Genomic DNA, 623 nt, shown 5'->3' with positions numbered 1-623 from the left:
CTTGGATCAAAAAATAGATCACATCCTTGTTGACGAGGCACAAGACAATAGCATCAGCCAGTGGAAAATTATAACAAATCTCTGCGATGAATTTTTTGCCGGTAATGATGAAAAGCGAACCTTATTTGTTGTTGGTGACGTAAAACAATCCATATACAGATTTCAAGGAGCAAATCCCCATCTATTCAACTATATGCAACAATACTTTCATACGAAAACTGGTGGTAGAGATTGGATATCATGCCAACTTGAAAAGTCATTTCGCTCAACTCCAGAAGTTTTGATGCTTGTAGATAGAATATTTAATAACTTCCGCGCAGAAATATCTTTTAATGATAATGAAATAAAACATGTTCCACATAGAGAAAATGACCAAGGATATATTGAAATTTGGCCAGCGTTACCAAGGCGCAAAGAGAAAGAACAGCAAGCTTTACAAATTCCTCTGACATGCAGGGAAAATTATATAATAGCAGACCGATTACTTGCTCAAACAATAGCCAACAGAATTCACAATTGGTTAAATGAAGGGCGAATTTTAGTCGCTAAAGATCGCCATATAGAGCCAAGAGACATTATGATTTTGGTACGGCAACGAAACGTATTAGTTGATTACATAATAA

The 623-nt window shown here is 35.8% G+C and carries 1 protein-coding gene; it reads left to right on the top strand.

The features are described from left to right. Window positions 1-623, top strand: a 623-nt coding sequence (locus WG67_RS08130; RefSeq protein WP_458694974.1) for a UvrD-helicase domain-containing protein, incomplete at both ends; no start/stop codon positions are given.

The organism is Wolbachia endosymbiont of Drosophila incompta (assembly GCF_001758565.1).
Lineage (GTDB): Bacteria > Pseudomonadota > Alphaproteobacteria > Rickettsiales > Anaplasmataceae > Wolbachia > Wolbachia pipientis.
Note: the sequence above shows the minus strand (reverse complement) of the source record. Positions and strands in the feature narration are given on the sequence as shown.